Annotated in this window: 10 protein-coding genes; 7 read left to right on the plus strand and 3 right to left on the minus strand. The window is 61.7% G+C overall.

The window, feature by feature from the left end:
* Positions 1-15 precede the first annotated feature (15 nt).
* The 5 genes from HMPREF3149_RS05785 to HMPREF3149_RS05805 all read left to right on the plus strand — a co-directional run bounded on the left by HMPREF3149_RS05785 (position 16) and on the right by HMPREF3149_RS05805 (position 7,924).
* Positions 16-744, plus strand: a complete 729-nt coding sequence (locus tag HMPREF3149_RS05785; protein WP_070537076.1) for an IclR family transcriptional regulator — start codon at positions 16-18, stop codon at positions 742-744.
* 194 nt (positions 745-938) lie between these two features.
* A complete protein-coding gene (hutH, locus tag HMPREF3149_RS05790) occupies positions 939-2,492 on the plus strand; it encodes a histidine ammonia-lyase (RefSeq protein WP_042530394.1) in 1,554 nt (517 codons plus the stop codon).
* Between the two features lie 380 nt (positions 2,493-2,872).
* Positions 2,873-4,549 carry a urocanate hydratase gene (locus HMPREF3149_RS05795; RefSeq protein WP_070537077.1) on the plus strand — a complete coding sequence of 559 codons (1,677 nt, stop codon included), beginning with the start codon at positions 2,873-2,875 and terminating at the stop codon, positions 4,547-4,549.
* Positions 4,550-4,570: 21 nt separating this feature from the next.
* Entirely contained in the window at positions 4,571-5,749 is a 1,179-nt protein-coding gene (gene hutI / locus HMPREF3149_RS05800; protein ID WP_070537078.1) for an imidazolonepropionase, read from the plus strand.
* A gap of 168 nt (positions 5,750-5,917) precedes the next feature.
* Positions 5,918-7,924 carry a DEAD/DEAH box helicase gene (locus HMPREF3149_RS05805; protein WP_070537079.1) on the plus strand — a complete coding sequence of 669 codons (2,007 nt, stop codon included), beginning with the start codon at positions 5,918-5,920 and terminating at the stop codon, positions 7,922-7,924.
* A gap of 127 nt (positions 7,925-8,051) precedes the next feature.
* Here the strand turns inward: HMPREF3149_RS05805 and HMPREF3149_RS05810 are convergent, their stop codons facing one another.
* The 3 genes from HMPREF3149_RS05810 to putP all read right to left on the minus strand — a co-directional run bounded on the left by HMPREF3149_RS05810 (position 8,052) and on the right by putP (position 10,956).
* The gene (locus HMPREF3149_RS05810; protein WP_070537080.1) at positions 8,052-8,495 is read right to left on the minus strand and encodes a DUF2269 domain-containing protein; all 444 of its coding nucleotides are present in this window, start codon (positions 8,493-8,495) and stop codon (positions 8,052-8,054) included.
* Positions 8,496-8,542: 47 nt separating this feature from the next.
* Entirely contained in the window at positions 8,543-9,085 is a 543-nt protein-coding gene (locus HMPREF3149_RS05815; protein ID WP_070537081.1) for an HNH endonuclease family protein, read from the minus strand.
* Positions 9,086-9,393: 308 nt separating this feature from the next.
* On the minus strand, positions 9,394-10,956 hold the full coding sequence (putP, locus tag HMPREF3149_RS05820) for a sodium/proline symporter PutP (protein WP_070537082.1): 1,563 nt from the start codon (positions 10,954-10,956) through the stop codon (positions 9,394-9,396).
* Between the two features lie 242 nt (positions 10,957-11,198).
* On the opposite strand from putP, the gene HMPREF3149_RS05825 reads away from it, so the two are divergent.
* Together HMPREF3149_RS05825 and HMPREF3149_RS05830 are read left to right on the plus strand one after the other, a co-directional pair.
* Entirely contained in the window at positions 11,199-14,252 is a 3,054-nt protein-coding gene (locus tag HMPREF3149_RS05825; RefSeq protein WP_070537083.1) for a DEAD/DEAH box helicase, read from the plus strand.
* Complete coding sequence (locus tag HMPREF3149_RS05830) at positions 14,253-15,077, plus strand: SWIM zinc finger family protein (RefSeq protein ID WP_070537084.1); 825 nt, start codon at positions 14,253-14,255, stop codon at positions 15,075-15,077.
* Positions 15,078-15,096 lie beyond the last annotated feature (19 nt).

A 15,096-nucleotide genomic window follows, 5' to 3' on the forward strand; every position in this document is an offset into this window, starting at 1 on the left:
CTAGACTGTCGCGCTATGAGCAACTCCCGCGTTCCGGCCGCGCGCAATGCGCTGGAAATCCTCCGGCTGCTATCCACCATCGATGTGCCCATTTCAGCGGCACGTATCCGCAGCGAGCTGGACCTGCCACGCTCATCCACTTACCACCTGCTCAAGGAGATGGTGGACGCGGGATTCGTGGTGCACCTCCCAGAGAACCAAACCTACGGGCTGGGCCTCGCGGCCTACTCCATGGCCGCGGCCTATGCCACGCAGCAACCCCTCGTACGGGCTACGCACAACCACCTCGAACGCATTGCTGGCAAGGTAGGCGGCTCTGGGCACCTGTCTCGCCTGGCGGGGTCAGAGATCCTTTACCTTAATGAGGTCCGGGCGCCGAAGGCTTTGTCTTTGGTGACGGACAGAGGGGTGCGCCTCCAAGCACAGCGCACCGCCTCAGGGCGAGCGATGCTGGCTCTGCTTCCGGAAGCCGAATGGCGTGCGGCGTATTCGGCCGGAGCTCTCAGCTTTGGGCAGTTCAAGTCCATCCTGCGTGACGTGCGTGAGCGCGGGTGGGCCGAAGAGGTTGAGGTGGTGGCGCGCGGACAAGCCTCGGTAGGGGTGGCAATCGTTGACCATGTGGGCAGGCCAGCCGCGGCGCTTGCGGTAACGTATCCGGTGGGCACTGCCGACGCACCATCCATAGCGCAGGAACTGCAGGCGGCGGCAGAGCAGGTGGCGGAGAGAATGTATGGACGGCGTTAGGGGTCAGGGGAGTGCCGGGGGTGCGCGCCGGGGTGGCTGTTGTACTATGAGCGCAACGCGTAGGGCTGTTGCGCGTATCACTTTATTTCCCTACTTGTGAAAGCAAGTATGTATTTTTTCGCGTGCCTTTTTCTCTGCCTGGCGTTGACGCGGGCGGTCTGAGGCCACGCGTCGACACGTGAAGGAGCCTTATCATGTCTATTTCTTATCCCTCATCCGTCACCGTGGGCATTGGTGCCTTGAGCATTGAGGAAGTTGTGGCCGTTGCGCGTTATGGCGCGAAGGTAGAGATCTCTCACGATGCTCTGGATGAAATTGCCACCACACGTTCCCGAGTGGAGGAGCTGGCCCAGGACCCGACGCCGGTCTACGGAATTTCCACTGGTTTCGGTGCGCTCGCTCGTCGCCACATTCCGGAAGAAATGCGCGCCCAGCTGCAGCTCTCCCTTGTGCGCTCCCATGCCGCAGGTACTGGCCCGGAGGTGGAGACCGAAGTCATCCGCGCACTCATGCTGCTTCGCCTCTCCACCCTGTGCACCGGCCGCACCGGCGTGCGCCCGGTGGTGGCGGAGACCTACGCCGCGGTGCTCAACGCCAACATTCACCCGGTCATCCGTGAGTATGGATCGCTAGGCTGCTCTGGTGACTTGGCGCCGCTGGCTCATGCGGCACTGGCGCTGCTGGGTGAGGGAGAGGTGCGCGTCGATGGCGGCGACATCATCCCGGCGGGTGAGGCGCTAAAGGCGGCGGGCATCGAGCCACTGCAGCTGCGTGAGAAGGAAGGCTTGGCGCTCATTAACGGTACCGATGGCATGTTGGGCCAGCTCTGCCTGGCCATTACTGATTTGCGCGAGCTGGCTAAGACGGCTGATATTGCTACTGCGATGACGGTGGAGGGCCTGCTGGGTACCCTCGTAGTTTTTGCCGATGATCTTCAGCAGCTGCGTCCGCACCCAGGTCAGGCGGATGCCGCTGCCAATATTCTGGCTGTGGCAGAAGGGTCTGCCATTCTGGAGGCTGCCCTTGAGGAATTCAAGAAGAACCAGGTTCAGGACGCCTACTCGGTGCGCTGTGCCCCGCAGGTGGCCGGCGGTTTCCGCGATACCGTGGCGCACACCGCTGTGGTAGCAGAACGCGAGCTTGCCGCAGCTGTGGACAACCCCGTCGTGACTAAGGATGGTCGCGTGGTATCCAACGGTAACTTCCACGGCGCTCCGGTGGCTTATGCGTTGGACTTCCTGGCTATTGTGGTGGCTGACTTGGCCTCCATGTCGGAGCGTCGTACCGACCGCTTCCTTGATACCGCCCGCAACCGCGGCCTACATGCATTCCTGGCCGATGATCCGGGCGTCGACTCCGGCCACATGATTGCGCAGTACGCGCAGGCAGGCATCGTCTCCGAGCTCAAGCGCCTGGCAAACCCGTCCTCCGCGGATTCCATTCCGTCCTCCGCTATGCAGGAGGACCATGTCTCCATGGGCTGGTCTGGCGCCCGCAAGCTGCGCAAGGCCGTCGATGGCCTGCAGCGAGTGCTCGCCATTGAAATCCTTACCGCGGCCCGCGCCATCGATATGCGCGAGGGTGAGCCGGCCAAGGGTACCGGCGCGGTTATCGCCGCCCTCCGCACGACCGTGCAGGGCCCGGGCACAGACCGCTACTTGAGTCCGGAGATTGAGGAAACCGTGCGCCTGGTCAAGGAAGGTGCGCTCGTGGATGCGGTAGAGGAGGTCGTCGGTACGCTGCGCTAAGCGCCACCCCGGCCCCCATGGACCCTGCTGAGTTTCGCACGGTCCATGGGGGCCTTTTCTGTGCGTTTTCGAATCCACGTGTCCAGACCTCAAAGCCGAACGGCGCAGGTGGGCGTCGAGAAGCGCGTGGCCAGTGCTTGGCGACGACCTGGGTGGTTGGACTTCTAGGTCTGGACATATGGCTCGAGCTTGGTAGGTTCACGATGATGCCGGTCGCTCGACAGTCTGGCATGTGAGACAGGTGGACAAAATGTGGTCTAGAAGATAGACGTGAGTCACAGTAGTTTGTTCTCTGTGACGCCAACCAAACTTCGGGGACAGCCCCGGGAAACCGGCCTGGGGTTTGGGAGGGCGTCGATAAGCACGAGTGAAAGGAAGCCATGTCTCAACCCCGCGAAGTACGCGCCCCGCGCGGAACCGAACTCACCGCCAAGTCTTGGCAGACCGAAGCCCCACTGCGCATGCTCATGAACAACCTTGACCCTGAGGTTGCCGAGCGCCCAGAGGACCTCGTTGTCTATGGCGGCACCGGCCGAGCCGCCCGCAGCTGGGAAGCCTTCGATGCCATCGTGGAGTCTCTCAAGGACCTCGAGTCCGATGAGACCCTCCTGGTGCAGTCCGGCAAGCCTGTGGGTATCTGGAAGACCAACGAGTGGGCACCCCGCGTGCTCATTGCTAACTCCAACCTGGTCGGTGACTGGGCCAACTGGGAGCACTTCCGCAAGCTCGAGGACGAGGGCCTCATGATGTATGGCCAGATGACGGCCGGCTCCTGGATCTACATCGCTACCCAGGGCATTCTGCAGGGCACCTTCGAGACCTTCGCGGCCGTGGCTAAGAAGCGCTTCAATGGCAGTCTGGCCGGAACCTTCACCCTGACCGGTGGGTGCGGTGGCATGGGCGGTGCGCAGCCGCTGTCGGTCACGCTCAACGGCGGTGCCTGCCTCATCGTCGACGTGGATGAGACTCGTTTGAAGCGCCGCCAGCACAAGCGCTACCTGGACGAGGTTGTGACCGACCTGGATGAGGCTCTCAAGCTTGTCTTGGACGCCAAGGAGAATAAGAAGCCACTGTCCGTCGGCCTCGTGGGCAATGCTGCTGAGATCTTCCCGGAGATCCTGCGCCGCCAGCGCGCGGGCGAATTCACCGTGGATATCGTCACGGATCAGACCTCCGCGCACGACCCGCTGAGCTACCTGCCCACCGAAATCACTGTTGAGGACTGGCACAACGAGGCTAAGGCCGACCCGACCACCTTCACCAAGAAGGCTCGTGAGGCCATGGCTGCCCAGGTCCAGGCCATGGTGGAGTTCCAGGATGAAGGCGCTGAGGTCTTTGACTACGGCAACTCCATCCGTGACGAGGCCCGCAAGGCCGGCTACCAGCGTGCCTTCGAATTCCCGGGCTTTGTTCCGGCCTACATCCGCCCGCTGTTCTGTGAGGGCCTGGGCCCCTTCCGCTGGGCTGCGCTGTCCGGCGACCCGGAGGACATCAAGGTCACCGACCAGGCGCTCAAGGAACTCTTCCCGGACAACGAGCACCTGCACAACTGGCTGGATGCCGCCGAGGAATACGTCGAATTTGAAGGCCTGCCGGCACGTATTTGCTGGCTGGGCTACAACGAGCGACACAAGGCTGGCCTGCTCTTTAACGATCTCGTCCGCGAAGGCAAAATCAAGGCCCCGATCGTCATCGGCCGTGACCACTTGGACTCCGGCTCCGTGGCCTCCCCGTACCGTGAGACCGAGGCCATGCTCGATGGCACCGATGCTGTGGCAGACTGGCCACTGCTCAACGCCATGACTGCCGTGTCCTCCGGGGCAACCTGGGTCTCCATCCACCACGGAGGAGGCGTGGGCATGGGCCGCTCCATCCATGCCGGCCAGGTCACGGTTGCTGACGGTACTGAGCTGGCCGCCGCGAAGCTGCGCGCGGTGCTCACTAATGACCCCGGCATGGGCGTTATCCGCCACGTGGATTCCGGTTACACTCGCGCCAAGGAAGTAGCGGACGAGCGCGGCGTGCGTATTCCGATGGAATTCAAGGCCCGCGACTAGACAAGAGAGGAATAGAAGATCATGTCCACCCTGTTTACTGGAATCTCTGAACTGCGTACGGTGTCGGAGGCTGGCACGCTTGCCGACGCCGCACTCATCGCCAACACCGACGGCACCATCGCCTGGATCGGAGCGGCGTCTGAAGCGCCGGACGCCGACGAGAAGGTCGACCTTGGCGGGCGCGCAGTTCTGCCGGGCTGGGTGGATTCCCATACCCACATGATCTTCGATGGCGACCGCTCCGCCGAGTTCGAAGCCCGCATGGCGGGTGAGTCCTACCAGGCCGGCGGTATTGCCGTGACCATGGATGCGACGCGCTCGGCAGGGGAGGAGCGCCTGGAAAAGCTGTTGGTGGAGCGTATTGCTGCAGCGCACCGCGGCGGAACCACCACGCTGGAGACTAAGACCGGCTATGGCCTCAATACCGAATCCGAGGCCGAGGCCGCGCGCGTGGCCGCCCGCCACGTTGATGACGTGACCTTCCTCGGCGCTCACCTTGTCCCGCCGGGGGCGGAGGCTGAAAGCTACCTCGACGAGGTTGTTGGCTCGATGCTCGATGGCGTGGCGGAGTATGTCCAGTGGATCGATGTCTTCTGCGAGCGGGGTGCGTTTGATGAGGAGCAGTCGCGCCGCGTGCTCGAAGCCGGCAAGGCCCGCGGGTTGGGTGTTCGTGTGCACGGTAACCAGCTTGGTGAAGGCCCCGGCGTGGCCCTCGCTGTGGAGATGGGCGCTGCGTCCGTTGACCACGTGAACTACCTCAGCGACTCAGACGTCGAGGCCCTCGCTGCCTCCGACACGGTGGCCACCTTGCTGCCCGCCTGCGACCTCTCCACGCGCGAACCCTTGGCCCCGGGGCGCACGCTTCTCGACGCCGGCGCGACCGTCGCCATCGCCTCCAACCTCAACCCCGGTACGTCGTACACCTCCTCCATGAATTTCTGCGTGACCACGGCTGTACTGCAACAGCACCTCACCCTCGACGAGGCGATTGCTGCCGGCACCCTCGGTGGTGCCACGGCATTGCGCCGCCAGGATGTTGGTGACGGTAAGGATGTGCAGGGCCGCCCCGCAAAGGGCTCGCTGGTTGTGGGGGCAGCTGCGGACCTTCACGTCCTCGACGCTCCGAGCGCCATCCACCTAGCCTACCGCCCGGGAATGCCGATGACCTGGAAGACCTTCGTGGCCGGTCGCGAGGTCTAGGCCGAAGGGGCAACGAGGACTCGAGCCCCTTAGCTTGAGCTACTGGCGAGGAAGAGCTCCGGCAGCCTTCGAACGTCTTCCGTGATGTGCGGGAGAAGTGCACGCTCAACGGCGGCCCTCGCAGCAAAATAGCTAAATGTACGTAGGTGCCGTACTCTGGTCTGGGCAATGAGCATTACCGATAACGCCACCGGCGGCGTGAACGAGCCGGAAGAATTCAATAAGTCGGAATCTCAGGAAAACTCGCAAGGTGGCGAGGCGCAGGACGCTTCGCAGGTGAATAACCAGGACACCGGGGCTGCGAATAACCCTGAGGACACCGGCGCTGAAGACACTTCAGCCACTGACAACTCCCAGGGTTTTGCACACCTCGGTCTGCCTGATGACGTTCAGGCCGCTGTCTCCAAGGTGGGCTTCACCCAGCCATCCCCGATCCAGGCAGAAACCATCCCGATCCTCATGGAGGGCCGCGACGTTGTCGGCCTTGCCCAGACTGGTACGGGTAAGACCGCAGCTTTCGCGCTGCCGGTTCTCTCCCAGATCGACGTCGATGCCCGCCACCCGCAAGCACTCGTCCTCGCGCCGACGCGTGAGCTGGCCCTCCAGGTCGCGGACTCCTTCCAGTCCTTCGCCGACCATCTCGGCCGGATCGAGGTTCTGCCTATCTATGGTGGCCAGGCCTACGGCATCCAGCTTTCGGGTCTGCGCCGTGGCGCCCAGGTCATCGTGGGTACCCCGGGCCGCGTCATCGACCACCTGGAGAAGGGCTCCCTGGATATCTCGCAGCTGCGCTTCCTCGTCCTCGATGAGGCCGATGAGATGCTCAACATGGGCTTCCAGGAAGATGTCGAGCGCATTCTTGAGGACACTCCGGATGACAAGCAGGTTGCGCTGTTTTCGGCCACCATGCCGAACTCCATTCGCCGCCTGTCCAAGCAGTACCTCAACGACCCAGCGGAAATTACCGTCAAGTCGGAGCGTCGCACGAATGACAACATCACCCAGCGCTTCCTGCTGACCCCGCACCGTCACAAGATGGATGCTTTCACCCGCATCCTCGAGGTCATCGATTACGACGCCATTATCGTCTTCTGCCGCACCAAGCATGAGACCGAAGAGGTGGCGGACAACCTCAAGGAGGCTGGCTACAACGCGGCTGCCATCAACGGTGATATTGCCCAGCAGCAGCGTGAGCGCACGGTTGACCAGCTCAAGGATGGCCGCTTGGACATCCTTGTCGCCACCGATGTCGCTGCCCGCGGCCTTGACGTAGACCGCATCACCCACGTGGTGAACTACGACATTCCGAATGACACTGAGTCCTACGTCCACCGCATCGGCCGTACCGGCCGTGCCGGTCGCAGTGGTGAGGCCATCTTGTTCGTCACTCCGCGTGAGCGCCGCATGCTGCGTTCCATTGAGCGCGTTACCAACGCCCGCCTCGAGGAGATGGACCTGCCGACGGCCGACGAGGTCAACGCTAAGCGCAAGGAGAAGTTCTTCGCCTCCATCGCTGCCTCGCAGGAGGACAAGCAGTTTGAGTTCTTCCGCGACATGGTCCGCGAGTACTCCGCTGCTGAAAACGTGGCCATGGATGACATCGCTGCGTCGATTGCCGTGCAGCTCCAAGGCGGTACTGACTTCCTGCTCAAGGAACGCCCAGTGACCAAGAAGGACCGTCGCGATCGCGAGCGCTTTGATCGTGACGGCCGTGGCCGTGACCGCGACCGCGGTGGACGGGGTCGTGACCGCGATCGTGACCGTGGCCCACGCCGCCCGGACGGGGACTTCGAGACCTACCGTCTGGACGTCGGCAAGCGCCAAGGCGTTCGCCCGGGCGCCATCGTGGGCGCACTGGCCAACGAAGGTGGCCTGACCTCCAAGGACTTCGGACGCATCACCATCGCGGTGGGCCACACGTTGGTGGATTTGCCGAAGAACCTGGACCCGGCCGTGCTGGATCGTCTCAAGGACACCCGCATTTCTGGCCAGCTCATCAAGATTCAGAAGGACACTGGCCGCCCGCCGCGCCGCAACTACGATGATGACCGTGACCGTGGTGGTCGCGGCGGACGCGGTGGCCGTGATCGCGGTGGACGCGGTAGCTATCGTGACCGTGACCGCGGTGGCCGTGGCCGTGACCGCGGCGGACGCCGAGGCGGCTGGCGCGACTAACGCCTGGCACGAAAGAAGCCTCCTGCACTGACAAGGATTGCGGCTCGGAGCTGAAGCTCTGGGCCAAGTCCCATAAGTGCGGGAGGCTTTTCTATGCTCTATCTGCGCGTGTGCGCAACGTTGTTATTTAGATGTACATGAGGAAGGCACACACAACCCACAGCAGATTGAAGATGCCGGAGAACATAGCCAGCTGCTTCTTCAGCTTGGAGGCATCCGCAGTGCCCGGGGTAGCGATAGCGGCCATGGCCTTATTCTGCTTCGGAATAATGACAACGAGCAGGATGACCCACGCGATGACGGCGAGCAGAAGCGCAATGTGGAACTGAATCTCGGACTTGTAGGCAGAGAGGTCGGTCAGGAAGACAGCCAGACCCAGAACCGGGACGATGGCGGAGATGTAGCCATAGGTGGACGTGATCTTGTTGAGGATGCTCGCAGCACCAGCAGCGGAAGCATCACCGGCAGCGGCCTTCTCAACCTGACCTGGGAAGGCGGAGGTGGAGATGCACACGGTACCGACCAGCAGAATGGCCGCGAAGACGTGGAGGAAAATTAGCAAGCTAGACATGAGGAGAAGTGTGTACCTTTCTGATCACGGGGTTTTCCAGCGAAAGTCTAACGGCGCCAGCTGATGAAATCGAATTGACACTGGTGGCGCATGGTCTCATAATCGCGGGCGGGGAGGGGCAACTCGTACTTTCGCGCCACCGCGGCCAGTCGCCGGGAATAATCGCAGCGGTCTGCTGGTGGAAGCCAGTCCGCGGGTAGCGAATCTGACTTGGTTTGGTTGAGCGCGCTGGCCGTGGCCACGAGGTTGAGAGGATCGTTGGCAAAGGCCAGCTTCTTGTCTTTCGTCCACATGGAGGCCCCGAGATCCCACGCCGCGGAGAGCGGGAAGACGTGATCGACCTCCACGCGGTTGCCGGCGGGGGCACGGGCATAGGGGTCATACAGAATGCCGTCAATAGTCTGCGACTTCATGACGGTGTCGCGGGTTCCTGGCAGCCAGCCCCCAAAGTCCGCGCGCACGTAGCCGGGGACCTCGACACGCGCGGACACGGTTGCCACGCCCAGGTCGGGCCCGGGCAAAAGGTGCCAACACGCGTAGAACACAGTGGCTACGGAAAGGAAGCCGATATAGGCCGTGCGCAGGTTCATACACTTTTAGACTGCGCGGTGGCTCTAGGGGTTCCCGTAGTGCTCCATTGCAGCGTCAAACGGTCCCTCTAGTTTGGTGCCTATACTTTGGTCTCTTTGCTCACCAAAGGAACCATTTAACCGTAGAAATAGCGTCTAAAAGGTCTCTTGTCAGTGCACAGGGACCAAAGTAAAAGAACCTTTTGGCCAGCATGTTAGGGCCATGCCTGAAACGGCGAAACCCCCGCCCCAGCAGAACGGTTAACTGCTGTCGGCGGGGGCCGCGTTGAAAGAGTCGGAAGGAAAACGAAAGGGGAGAGGGAAGTAGGCTACTTCTGAACCTGCTCCGCGGCCTCCTCGAAGTCGAGGTCCTTGTTGTTCTCGACTAGCTTGGCCAGGCGAGAAGCCTCCTCGAATTCCTGGGTGACCTTCTCGTCTGGAGCCTTCGTGGCCAGGGACACACCGACAGCCACGAGGAGTGCGGAGAGGAAGCCCGGAACCAACTCGTAGAGAGTATCGCCCAGCGGGCTCATGCCCCAGCCGATGGCCACGATGGCGCCGGTGAGCATACCGGCGATGGCGCCGGTGGAGTTGAATCGCTTCCAGTACAGCGACAGAAGGACGATCGGGCCGAAGGCGGAGCCGAAGCCGGCCCAGGCGAAGCCGACCAGACCCAGAATGGAGTCCGACGGGTTGATGGCCAGCAGGGCACCGATGATGGCGATGGCCACAACTGCAGTACGGGACAGGTTGATCAAGACGTTCTGGCTTGGCTTCTTCTTGGCAAAGATGAGGAAGAGGTCCTCAATGAGGGAGGTGGAGACAACCAGCATCTGCGAAGACATGGTGGACATGATGGCTGCCAGAACAGCGGTCAGGACCAGACCAGCGAACAGTGGGTGGAACATGACCTGGGCCATGTCCAGGAAGATGGTCTCGTAGTTCTCTTGGTCGGTAATAGAGTGGTTGGTCTCGGTGAAGAAGACGGTGCCGGACAGCGCAACGAAGATAGCGCCGATGAGGGAGATACCCATCCAGCTGACACCGTAGAAGCGGCCTGCGCGGGCATCGGAAGGCTTGCGCAGCGCCATGAAGCGCACGATGATGTGCGGCTGGCCGAAGTAGCCGAGGCCCCAGGCGAGGTTACCGATGATGACGGCGGCGGAGACGCCGGAGAACATGGAGAAGTAGTTCGGGTTCTCAATGGCGCCATCGGTGGCGTACGGGTTGTTGGCCGCAAAGCTGAAGATCTCGCTCGCATCGTTGAGAGAGAAGAGCACCATGATCGGCACGATAATCAAGGAGGCGAACATGAGCAGACCCTGGACAGTATCGGTGTAGGACACTGCCAGGAAGCCACCGACGAAGGTGTAGAACACCGTCACGGCTGCCACGATGAGCATGCCGACGAGGTAGTCGCCGCCGAAGGTGGACTCAAAGTAACGGCCGCCGGCCACCATGCCGGAGGAGACGTAGAAGGTAAAGAAGAAAATGATGATAGCCGCGGCGATAATGCGCAGCATGCGGGACTTATCGTGCAGGCGGTTTTCGAAGAAGGACGGCACGGTAATGGAGTTGCCGGCGATTTCGGAGTAGGAGCGCAGACGCGGCGCAACCCACTTCCAGTTCGCCCACGCACCGACGAGAAGGCCGATGGCCATCCAGAGCTCGGACATACCGGTCAGGAACAAAGCACCCGGCAGGCCCATGAGCAGCCAGCCGGACATATCGGAAGCACCGGCGGACAGGGCAGCCACGAAGGGGTGGAGGCCACGGCCGGCGAGAACGTAGTCGTCGTATTCATCCGTCTGCTTGTAGCTCCAGAAGCCAATGGCGGCCATGGCAAGCAGGTAGATGATCATCGCAACGACGTACCAAGTGGAGTCTTGCACTGATCTCTCCTTGAGTTTGAGATTAAGAGTAGGACTCATTCACGCTAACGAGGCTCAGGGCCCTGCCCAACTGGAAATTGGCACCTTGACCAGTATTTGGTAACCCTGGTCACAGCTTAATGTACGGTTTTACTGGCGTAACGCCATAATGTAACGAGACTATAACGATTGGGCATTTCGGCAGGATTTGGGAACTTTCTTCAGTCAGTGCCCCCAAATGGTGTGCTGCTAGACTGGCCGTTATGGCTTCTTACCTGCTGCATGGCCTCTGGCTGCCCGTCTCTGGCCTGAGTCTGTGGATCGAACAGGTCGAAGGACACAAGATTGTCATGCCCTCCGCTGTGCCTGAGGGCACCTTCCCGGACGTCGTCGACACAATCTTGGAGAAGAAAACCTTCCGCAACCGAGCGCGGGTGTCACTGCGCACACCAAAGGGCAAGGATGTTTCCCTCATGGTCCCCATGGCCATGTTCGCCCCAGATGAGGCAGTCGAAACCTTAGCCAAGCTGGAGTACCTCGATACTGACAGCCAGGCAGTCACGGCGGAGCAGCGCCTGACCATTGCTCCGGATCTCCTGTGGCTCATCCGCGCGTACCGCGGGCTCTACCGTTTCGTTCGTGCAGGGCGGGTGACCATCCGTCTTTCGTACCAGGCAGGCGAGTGGTACCCCATGTGGCAGCTGGCCTCCGGTTTGGGGGAGCGCAGCTGGCTGGCCGAAATGCTTGCCGCCGCGCCGGGCATTCTCACAATAAACAACCGCGCGCTGTCGGATGACTTGGCCGATGAGCTTACGCACTGGATCGCCTATACCCAGCTGAAGCCGCAGATCGAGGCGCCTCGCGCCGCGCCGTGGCATGATTTTGCCCTGGCACTGTTGAAGACCTCCCCTGTGAAGAAGGGCCGTGCTCAGCTTCTGCGCGGGCTTAACGAGTGGAAAGATTCCATCACGTCGGTGGATCTTCAGTTGGTCTTCCTCGTCGAAGAGCCGCAGGAGGATGAGGATCCGGAAGAGACTATCTGGCCCATCCGGGTGCTCGTGCGCTCCGGTACGGATTCTCCGCGTCCGGTGAAACAGGAGCAGTTGGATCGGGGGAGCGTCGAGAAGCTGCGTGATGCCCGTCGCCATGCCTTCGACGTTGCCCCGCGCCTGAAATACAACTCCGGACAGGCCTCACCCTACGGCGGTGACTGGGACGTCTACCTTTCAACGGAGCAGCTCGTGGAGTTCGTCACGCACGATGCCGCCGCGCTGCGCAAGGCGGGCTTCACTGTGATGCTGCCGAAGTCCTGGTCACATATGGAGACCAAGGCCAAGCTGGAAACTGTCGAGGCTCATGACCCAGCCGAGGGCTCCACAAAGGCGCACATCGGCATGGAGAAGCTGGTCAACTATGACTGGAAGCTCTCCGTCGGTGATACACAGCTCACTGATTCTGAGATGGAGGAGCTGGTCCAGTCTAAGTCGGGCCTCATTAAGCTGCGTGGTGAATGGGTCATGGCGGATACGCAGTCCCTCAACAAGATCCAGCAGTATATGCGTGAGCTCGCCGATACCGCCCGCAGGCGCGCGCTCAAGGAGTTGGAGAAGCTCGCCGCCACTGCTGAGATGGCGCGTCAGTTGGGTCAGCCCGGCTGGGAGGAGCTCGTGGCGGAGGTGGAGCGCCGCCGCAAGGAGTTCAACGAAGGCGAAGAAGAAGCCGTGGTCTCCCTCGCGGATCTGCGCGAGATGGCGCTCAAGTCCATGGCGGAGGACCCGATCGCCTTCACCGGATCTGAGTGGCACGCTTCGTTGCTCGGCGGGATGGAGACCACCGCGCCCGACCGCGTCGACATCCCTGATACGGTTCACGCGGAGCTGCGTGATTATCAGCGCCGCGGCGTTGACTGGCTCTATTGGATGTCGCAGAACAATATTGGAGCCGTGCTTGCCGACGACATGGGGCTGGGCAAAACCCTTCAACTACTGTCGCTGCTTGCCGTCGAAAAGGCGGCGTCTGACGACGCCGCATGGAACCCCACCCTGGTCGTCGCACCCACCTCCGTCGTGGGCAACTGGGCCCGCGAAGCCGCACGCTTCGTGCCGGACTTCACCGTCCTGGTTCAGCACGGCACGGGACGGCTCAAGGGCGAGGAGCTTGTCGCGGCCGCCCAAGCCTCCGACGTTGTCATCACGTCCTATGGCACCGTGGCCCGAGACTTCCTGACCTTGAGCAAGGTGGACTGGGATCGCGTGGTCCTCGATGAAGCTCAAGCCATTAAGAATGCCGCGACCCGTTCGTCCAAAGCTGTGCGCGCCATCCCGTCGCGTCACCGCGTGGCGTTGACCGGTACGCCCATTGAGAACCGGCTGTCGGAAATGCGCTCCATTCTGGATTATTGCAACCCAGGAATTCTCGGCTCGGCTTCTTTCTTCCGCAACCACTTTGCCAAGTCCATCGAACGCGAAGGCAGCGACGTCATGGCAGAGCGTCTGCGCCTGCTCACCGCACCTTTCATTCTCCGTCGCCTCAAGACAGACCCGAATATCATCGATGACCTGCCGGAGAAGTCCGAGCAAATCATCACCGTGCGGATGACCGATGAACAGGCGGCGCTGTACAAGGCCTTGGTCAATGACGTGGACGAGGCGCTGAAAAAGAAGGAGGGCATGTCGCGCCGCGGCCTTGTGCTCGCCTCGCTGACTCGCATTAAGCAGATCTGCAATCACCCGGCACACTTCCTTGGTGATGGCAGTCCCGTCACCATCAAAGGCAGGCACCGCTCCGGCAAGGTAGAAGAGCTTATGCGCATCGTCGACCAGGCCATCGAGTCCCATGAGCGCGTGCTCGTTTTTACCCAGTACAAAGCCTTCGGTGATATCCTCCAGCCCTATCTTTCAGACCAGTTGGGCTGCGATATTCCCTTCCTCCACGGTGGGGTGAGCAAGAATCGACGCGACCACATGGTGGAGGACTTCCAGGCACCCGATGGTGCGCCCGTCATGCTGCTTTCCCTGAAGGCGGGCGGTACGGGCCTGAACTTGACGGCGGCGTCGATTGTCGTGCACATGGACCGCTGGTGGAATCCGGCGGTGGAAAACCAGGCCACGGACCGTGCCTTCCGCATCGGTCAGGAGCGCAATGTGCAGGTCTACAAAATGATTACCGCCGGCACGCTGGAGGAATCCATCCAGGACATCCTGGACGGCAAGACGCAGCTCGCGGGCGCCGTCGTGGGCGAGGGCGAAGGATGGCTCACCGAGCTCACCCCAGAACAACTGGCGGAGCTTATGAGCTACAAGGGAGAGGAGAATTAAATGGCGCCAGCACGTCCCAAAGACGACAACGTCATCTACGCCAACTTCGGCACCCGCAAACGCGTGAGCACGCCGGAGGAGGTTCACCGCGTCGACCGCGTGCGCACTATGCAACCGGCGGCCACGCGCGTGATCAACTTTGTCAATGAGCAGACGGATTCCGGGCGCATCAGCCGCGGCCGCCAGTACGCAGCCGACGGTCACGTTGTGGGCCTTGACGTGCGCAATGGTGCGGTGCACGGCAAGGTTGCCGGCTCGCAGAACGAGCCTTTTGCGGTGCTCATTCAGGTGCCCTACCGCAACAATGAGGACATCGCGCGACTGTCGGAGATGTTTGCGCGCACCCCCAACTCCGTGGCGAAGGCCAGGGAGGGCATGCTTGCCGACGACGCCCTCGACATCCTCGTCGCCGAATTCGCCGACGACCTGCGCTTCTCCTGCACGTGCCCCGACCCGGAGTACGTGTGCAAACATGTCGTGGCAGTGGCAGACCGCCTGGCTGCCCGCATGGACGCAGACCCATCCGTAATTTTTGCCCTGCGCGGTCTGGACTTCGCGCGCCTCGAGCAGTCCGTGATGGAACAGGCAAAGTCAGCTTCGGAGGATTCCTACAGCGGAGCAGACTTAGATCCGGAGGAGCGTAATGCGTTGTTTTGGGCGGGGAGAGAGCTGCCTTTGCTTCCCGAACCTAAGTCCGCACCGGCGATTGATGATTCCGACCCTGACCTGCTGCGCAAGGCCATGCGCTCCGTGAGCCATACGAACATAGATGTGCTTCGCGCGGTCTCCGATGTCGACGACCTTTACTACTATCTGACGCACTAAGGATTCCCGCCGCCGCGAT

Origin of the sequence: Corynebacterium sp. HMSC05E07, from assembly GCF_001807225.1 — a bacterium.
GTDB lineage: Bacteria > Actinomycetota > Actinomycetes > Mycobacteriales > Mycobacteriaceae > Corynebacterium > Corynebacterium singulare.

Bases quoted from the DNA above. Each gene is read 5' to 3' on its own strand.
- HMPREF3149_RS05785 (WP_070537076.1), top strand. From the start codon at position 16: ATGAGCAACTCCCGCGTTCCGGCCGCGCGCAATGCGCTGGAAATCCTC.
- hutH (WP_042530394.1), top strand. From the start codon at position 939: ATGTCTATTTCTTATCCCTCATCCGTCACCGTGGGCATTGGTGCCTTG.
- HMPREF3149_RS05795 (WP_070537077.1), top strand. From the start codon at position 2,873: ATGTCTCAACCCCGCGAAGTACGCGCCCCGCGCGGAACCGAACTCACC.
- hutI (WP_070537078.1), top strand. From the start codon at position 4,571: ATGTCCACCCTGTTTACTGGAATCTCTGAACTGCGTACGGTGTCGGAG.
- HMPREF3149_RS05805 (WP_070537079.1), top strand. From the start codon at position 5,918: ATGAGCATTACCGATAACGCCACCGGCGGCGTGAACGAGCCGGAAGAA.
- HMPREF3149_RS05810 (WP_070537080.1), bottom strand. From the start codon at position 8,495: ATGTCTAGCTTGCTAATTTTCCTCCACGTCTTCGCGGCCATTCTGCTG.
- HMPREF3149_RS05815 (WP_070537081.1), bottom strand. From the start codon at position 9,085: ATGAACCTGCGCACGGCCTATATCGGCTTCCTTTCCGTAGCCACTGTG.
- HMPREF3149_RS05825 (WP_070537083.1), top strand. From the start codon at position 11,199: ATGGCTTCTTACCTGCTGCATGGCCTCTGGCTGCCCGTCTCTGGCCTG.
- HMPREF3149_RS05830 (WP_070537084.1), top strand. From the start codon at position 14,253: ATGGCGCCAGCACGTCCCAAAGACGACAACGTCATCTACGCCAACTTC.